The sequence below is a fragment of the [Mycobacterium] manitobense genome, assembly GCF_025821665.1.
GTDB lineage: Bacteria > Actinomycetota > Actinomycetes > Mycobacteriales > Mycobacteriaceae > Mycobacterium > Mycobacterium arseniciresistens.
In genome coordinates, this window is sequence record NZ_JACKSJ010000160.1 from 1 (window position 1) to 6,524 (window position 6,524).

Consider the following 6,524-nt stretch of genomic DNA (forward strand, 5'->3'; position numbering starts at 1 on the left):
GCAACTCATTCCCGTGGTGGCACGGGACGCGGCCGAGCTGGTGGTATTCCAGCGGTCACCGGCCTTCACGCCACCGGCGGCGGGGACGCGGAGACCGACATCGGCTCATGGAGATCCCAAGACCCCTCGATCCGGCGCGCAGCAGGTTTGCGGGTCCGATTTTTCTGTCGGCCCGCGAAGGGCTATGATCGGCGTCACACATGGTTTCTGTGATAGATCTCACCTGGGGGCGGACATTGATTGTGCTGGTCAGGAGCGTTTGATGGCATCGCATCCGATGGGCTCGGGATCGGCTATGCCACCGTCTGAATGGCACACTTCCACCCACGTCTACAACCGCAGCCAACTCATGGCCTGCATGCGCGCCGCCGCCATCGCGTTGGTGCTGCTGGGCATTCTCGCCTTCATCGTCCTGTTCTGAAGTCGGCTCCGACGGGTACTGCTGTAGATGCGCCGCGCGTCCTTGCGGTGCGCGCAGTGATGGAGCAATGTTGACCTTGATACCGAGGATGTCGAGCTTCATCGATCAGCAAGAGGAAGGAAACTCGTGGCCGAATACACCCTGCCCGAACTCGATTACGACTACGGAGCCCTGGAGCCGCACATCTCCGGACAGATCAACGAGCTCCACCACAGCAAACATCACGCGACCTATGTGAAGGGCGCCAACGACGCGCTGTCGAAGCTGGAGGAGGCCCGTGCGAGCGGTGACCACTCCGCGATCTTCCTGAACGAGAAGAACCTGGCCTTCCATCTCGGCGGCCACGTCAACCACACCATCTGGTGGAAGAACCTGTCCCCGAACGGCGGTGACAAGCCGACCGGCGAGTTGGGCGCGGCCATCGACGACGCGTTCGGTTCGTTCGACAACTTCCGGGCGCAGTTCACCGCCGCCGCCAACGGCCTGCAGGGTTCGGGGTGGGCGGTGCTCGGCTACGACACGCTGGGCCAGCGCCTGTTGACCTTCCAGCTGTACGACCAGCAGGCCAACGTCCCGCTCGGCATCATTCCGCTGCTGCAGGTGGATATGTGGGAGCACGCGTTCTACCTGCAGTACAAGAACGTCAAGGCCGACTACGTCAAGGCGTTCTGGAACGTCGTCAACTGGGCCGACGTGCAGAACCGGTTCGCCACCGCCACGGGTGCGGCCAAGGGGCTCATCCTCGGCTAGAGCCAGGGCCGGCTTCGGTCATCACACGCTTCACGGAAGGGGCGCCGCGCGATTCGCGCGGCGCCCCGCCTGTTGTTCTCCGGGCTCTTCGCCGTTAGCACTCGTGTCGTCTTGCGTGCCAGACCGTTGCTGACGCATGCTGAACGGATCGACCCACAGGCGAGTCGGGGTAATGTCCGAACACCGATGTCCCGGAGGCGAGATGGAGACAGGGTCAGGCAGGGCGATCGAGATCGCGCCCTTTCATTCTTCCGGCGTGCTCAAGGGCTTCGTGGTGTCGGGGCGGTGGCCGGACTCCACCAAGGAGTGGGCGCAACTGCTGATGGTCACCGTGCGAGTCGCTTCATTACCCGGGTTACTCTCCACGACAACGATATTCGGTGTCCGGGAGGAGCTGCCGGACGAACCGGAACCGGGCACCGTCGGCCTGGTGTTGGCCGAGGGCACCGTCGTCGGTGAATCTGCCGTTCCGCCAGGGTTTTTCGCCGATCGCCAGCCGCCGGCACTGCTGATGCTGCACCCGCCGTCGGAGACTATGCCGTCGCTGCCCGAATGCAGTGGCGCGGCGTCCGGATGCGTACTCCTGCCGGGACTGCCGCATCTCGGCCTCGAGCACCGCGCCGCGTGGGTGGAAGCCGAGTCCGACGGCACCGTGACGTCGATGGTGAGCCGGGTCGGCGTCGACCCGATCAGCCACCCCGATACCGCGATCCTGGCGATGCTGCTTGCCGCATAAGGCTTTTCGAATCGTTCGATCATAGACTCGAAACGGAAAGTACGGCTTCCCGAAATCCCGTCCTGCGCTGGCGCCGCCGCATTGCGCCCGCTAGGGTCGAAATCATCAGCGAAGGGGAGTAGCCCCGAATCGTCGTGTCGACATACTGGCGAAAGCCCGGCCGGCGAACCGCAGCACGCGGTGGGCGAGACCTTCGACCGGAAGCACGGCGGGCCGTAGGCAAACGGCCGCGCCGGCTGCGTGTCGAAAGGTGCTCACAGTGCTCACCGCCGCCCTCCTCAGCCTCGCGGTCGTGTTCGTCGCAGAACTGGGCGACAAGTCGCAGCTGATCACCATGACCTACGCGCTCCGGCACCGGTGGTGGGTGGTGCTCACCGGCGTCGGGATCGCCGCCTGCCTCGTCCACGGCCTGTCCGTCACCATCGGCCACTTCCTGGGGACGACGCTCCCCGAACGCCCCATCGCCTTCGCCGCGGCGATCGCGTTCCTGATGTTCGCGGTCTGGACCTGGCGGGAGGGCCGCACCGACGACGGTGACGACGACGTGCGCGTGGCCGAGCCGAGGTTCGTGGTGTTCGCGATCATCTCCTCGTTCGTGCTGGCCGAGCTCGGCGACAAGACGATGCTGGCGACGGTCGCGCTCGCCAGCGACAACGATGCGGTCGGCGTGTGGGTCGGCGCGACCATCGGCATGGTGCTCGCCGACGGCGTCGCGATCGTGGTCGGGGCGCTGCTGCACAAGCGCCTGCCCGAGGGCTTCCTGCACGGCCTGGCAAGCCTGCTGTTCCTGCTCTTCGGCCTGTGGATGCTTTTCGACGCCGCACTGGGCTGGCGGGCGGTGGCATTCGTGGCCACCGGGGGCGCGGCCGCCACCGTCGCGATCGTCGTGGGGGTACGCGCCGTTCGCCGGCACCGCAGCGGTGCGGACGACGGCGCCGCGCCGTCGGTACCGCTGGAATCGTCGCCCGAATCGGCCTGATTCCGTTCGGCTACCGCGGGGTCGTGTCAGCGCACGTACCGGCGCCGAGAAGCGCTCGTGCAGGTCACGGCGGGAGACCTCGCCGTGACCGCAGCCGAGTGGGCCACGTCACAACGAACACAGCAAACGCTTGGATCCGCCGTCGACGGCACCCCGCGGGTTGCCTGTCGGGCACCCGGCGTTTCCCGCCGGAGCTGCTGTTTCACGTTCGACTGACCCGAGCCTACGCACCCGTTATTATTTGCTTCGAAGCACCATCTGGACAGGGTGCGGACATAACACAAAGTCGCTGGTAGCCGTATCGGCGACTCGGGTCGAACTGAAGCCAAGTTAACTTTCCCGCGGTTTGCACTTGGTTGAGGGGACAAGTGTCGCTACGATGGTCAGCAAATACCGCCGCCTATACCGCCGGTCGTCACGCATGTGGAGGTCAATTCGATGAGCACGACGTTCGCCGCACGTCTGAACCGGCTGTTCGACACGGTCTATCCGCCGGGACGCGGCCCTCACACGTCGGCCGAAGTGATCGCCGCACTGAAGGCCGAAGGCATCACGATGTCAGCGCCGTACCTGTCCCAGCTCCGCTCGGGCAACCGCACGAACCCATCGGTGGCCACCATGGCCGCCCTTGCCAACTTCTTCCGGATCAAGCCGGCGTACTTCACCGACGACGAGTACTACGAGAAGCTCGACAAGGAGCTGACGTGGCTCGCGAGCATGCGCGACGAGGGCATCCGCCGTATTGCGGCGCGTACCGTGGGGCTGTCCCCGGAGGCGCAGCAGGACATCGCGCAGAAGGTCGACGAACTGCGGCGCCGGGAGAATCTCGACGGTTAGCCCGTCGCCGGGGTTTTTGAACCGTGGCGAAGTAACGGCTGACGTGTCAGTCGTCGGTGTCTGAGGCGGCGCTGTCGAGCGCCCGGTACTCCTGGGCGATGGCGAGGATCCATTCTCGATCGGAATACGACTCCGGCTGCCGCAACCAGCCAAGGCCCGGGAACGACTTCCGGCCTCGCCGGGTGGCGCCGGCACGACCCGCGTGAATCCATTCCGCGATGGCCCGGGCCTGCTCCCGCGGCGGCACCTGCGGCGCATCCACTTGGGACAGATCCAGTTCGTCCACTGAGCGGGCCCGGTCGCCGGGCTCGTCGGAGAGGCTCCCACCGCGGCGCCCCGCCGTACCGGTCTCGGTTCCGGCGGCGTCGACGGTGTGCCGCGTGTTGGCCGCGACGGTGGCCTCGAGGAACAGCGCATCGGAGATCAGCGACATCCGCTCGGCCACCCGGAACACCAACGGGCCCCGCGGCCGCACACCGATCCCGACGTCGGGATGGCGACGGCCGAGTTCGGCGAGGATGGGCTGAATCGTCCGCAACTCGCGACGGGCGCCGAACCAGTCCTCGACGCTGGGCAACAGGGACCCGGCGGCCACCACCACCATCGCGCAGCCGAGCAGGGTCGCTGCGGTGCCGACACCGATCGACGACCGGCCCGCGGCACGCACCACGAAGAATCCGCTCGCCAGCATGATCAGCAGGATCCCGACGGTGAACACGAACAGCGCCCGGCCCCGCCGGCTGCGGCTCGAGTGCCGGATGCCGGCCCAGGACACCAGCGACAGCGCGAGCAGGACGTACAGCAGCGGCGGCAGCCACGACGACCCGAGGTTGTTCTTGAGGTACTCCTCGGGGGCCATCTGGGGCTGCCTGCCCTCGGCGAAGAACATGGCCAGGCTCACCAGGGCGATGACGGTCGCGATGCCGTACTGCGCGAGGGCGAGCCGACGGGTGGTCGACGCCTTACGCCCGGAGGCGACCGTGGTGATCATCACCGAACTCCCGGCGGCACAGGCGATCAGCGCCACCTGACTGAAACCCATGGCGATGTTCGGCCAGTGCGCGACGTCGTCGATCAGCAGGGTGAGCGGCTGCCAGTTGAGCGCGGCGACCAGGCCGAGGCTGCCCAGCGCCAGGATCATCGCGGTGCTGACCAAGGACTGCTTGTTGACCAGGGCCCATCCGATGCGAAGTCCGGTCGCCAGACCCAGCAGCCCGGCGATCACCCAGATGATCAACCAAACGCCTCTCCGAGCCGCACCTGCACAATTGAGGAGCGGTCCGATGGCAGTCGTCCGAGTCGGTAGATCAGCAGGGCCGCGAAGTCCTCGGCCTCCTGTTCGGCATCCTCGCCGCTGGGTCCCATGCACCCGGTGCGCTGGTTGAGCATGTAGCCGATCAGTTCGGAACTGGCGACCTCGGCGGTGGCGCGAGCCGCTTCGGCGACCGGCATTCCCTCGTGGCCGAGCACGAGGTGGCCGAGTTCGTGCGCGAGGGTGCGATCCCAGGCCGGCAGGCCGTTCTGCAGCAGGAAGACGTCGCGGTCGCTGTACTGCCGCCACTGTCCGCACACACCGGGGGGCAGCTCGGCGGTCTTGAGTTCGATGGGCCGTCCGCGGTCCTCGCTGACGGCCTGCACCAGGCGGGTCAACGACACCTCGCCCCTGCGGGGCGCAAGGTCGAGCACAGCACTGACTGCACGCGTCACGCGACGGGTTGCAGGCATGGAACCCCCTCTCGACTCAATCCCTGTGCGCCCGCCGCCTTGTCTCCGGCGAGCGTCCGTGGCTATTCGATGAACCGTGCGGTGCCGGCACCGCGTACCGCTCGGCCTGCCTTGGCCTGGCGGTAGCCGACGAGTCCCCCCGCGCCGGTGAGCAACAGAATCCCCGCGACCCCCGGCACCGCCACCGCCGCGATCTGAGAGATACCCGCAGTTCGCAGGTATTCCACGTAACCGACCCGGAATGTCGCCGGCGGCACCCCGGGATCTCCACCGCGGAACGGCGCCTCGGGCTGACGTCCCGTGCGTGGATCGGCGTTCATCTCGCGCGGACCCGAGTTCGGGCTGGGTCCACGGGGTCCTGCGGGGCCGCCGGGCCCGCCACCCATGCCCAGTCCCGGGGGAGCGACGAGGGGTGGCACGACGACCGGTGGCACCACGATCGGCGGAACGATGATCGGCATGGCGATCGGCGCCAGCGGTGCCTGGGCCAGGGCGCCGATGCCGGGCGCCGCGTCGAGCACGCGAGGCTCGGGTTGTGGTTCGGCGACCGGCGGGGTCTCCTCTTCGGGCGGCTCGGGCTGCCCGGAGCCCTGCGACCCGCCGTCACCGCCGGAGGAGCCGTCCGAAGTGGGTCGGACGGTGGTCGTCTCCGACGGGTCCGTGGTCTCCGACGGGTCCGTCGTCTCAGACGGGTCCGTCGTCTCAGACGGGTCCGTGGTCTCCGACGGGTCCGTCGTCTCAGACGGGTCCGTGGTCTCCGACGGGTCCGTCGTCTCGGACGGATCGGTGGTCTCCGACGGGTCCGTGGTCTCAGACGGATCGGTCGTCCCGGAGGGTTCCGTGGGCTCGGTGGATCCTGTCGGCTCGGTCGGCTCCGTGGGTTCGGTGGAACCCGTCGGCTCGGTCGGCTTCGTGGGTTTGGTCGGCCGCGTCGGACCGTGACCACCCGGCCAGCCCGGGTGACCGGGATGGCCGTGCCCCCAGTCGCCGTCCGGCCCCTCGCCGGAGCCGGGCCTCGTCGGGCCCGGGTTCCCGGGGCGCGGTCCGCCCGGACCGTGGCCGGGTCCGCGCGGGTC

General features: G+C 67.9%; 8 protein-coding genes. 5 read left to right on the forward strand and 3 right to left on the reverse strand.

Annotated elements, in window-relative coordinates:
- The 5 genes from H7I41_RS19560 to H7I41_RS19580 form a co-directional block, all read left to right on the forward strand.
- A partial coding sequence (locus tag H7I41_RS19560) for a hypothetical protein (RefSeq protein WP_264014281.1) occupies positions 1-421 on the forward strand: 421 nt, incomplete at its 5' end.
- A gap of 126 nt (positions 422-547) precedes the next feature.
- The gene (locus tag H7I41_RS19565; RefSeq protein ID WP_264014274.1) at positions 548-1,171 is read left to right on the forward strand and encodes a superoxide dismutase; all 624 of its coding nucleotides are present in this window, start codon (positions 548-550) and stop codon (positions 1,169-1,171) included.
- 202 nt (positions 1,172-1,373) lie between these two features.
- Positions 1,374-1,907 carry a peptidase gene (locus H7I41_RS19570; protein WP_264014275.1) on the forward strand — a complete coding sequence of 178 codons (534 nt, stop codon included), beginning with the start codon at positions 1,374-1,376 and terminating at the stop codon, positions 1,905-1,907.
- Positions 1,908-2,166: 259 nt separating this feature from the next.
- Positions 2,167-2,886, forward strand: a complete 720-nt coding sequence (locus H7I41_RS19575; protein ID WP_264014276.1) for a TMEM165/GDT1 family protein — start codon at positions 2,167-2,169, stop codon at positions 2,884-2,886.
- Between the two features lie 438 nt (positions 2,887-3,324).
- Positions 3,325-3,723: a helix-turn-helix domain-containing protein gene (locus H7I41_RS19580; RefSeq protein ID WP_264014277.1), complete on the forward strand. Its 399-nt coding sequence runs from the start codon at positions 3,325-3,327 to the stop codon at positions 3,721-3,723.
- A gap of 46 nt (positions 3,724-3,769) precedes the next feature.
- Here H7I41_RS19580 and H7I41_RS19585 read toward each other — a convergent pair whose 3' ends face one another.
- From H7I41_RS19585 to H7I41_RS19595, 3 genes are all read right to left on the reverse strand, one after another.
- Positions 3,770-4,960, reverse strand: a complete 1,191-nt coding sequence (locus H7I41_RS19585) for a hypothetical protein (RefSeq protein ID WP_264014278.1) — start codon at positions 4,958-4,960, stop codon at positions 3,770-3,772.
- Entirely contained in the window at positions 4,957-5,448 is a 492-nt protein-coding gene (locus H7I41_RS19590; RefSeq protein WP_264014279.1) for an ImmA/IrrE family metallo-endopeptidase, read from the reverse strand. The genes H7I41_RS19585 and H7I41_RS19590 overlap by 4 nt, the downstream gene beginning before the upstream one ends.
- 62 nt (positions 5,449-5,510) lie before the next feature.
- Positions 5,511-6,524 (reverse strand): hypothetical protein (locus H7I41_RS19595; protein WP_264014280.1); only part of this gene is annotated, 1,014 nt, incomplete at its 5' end.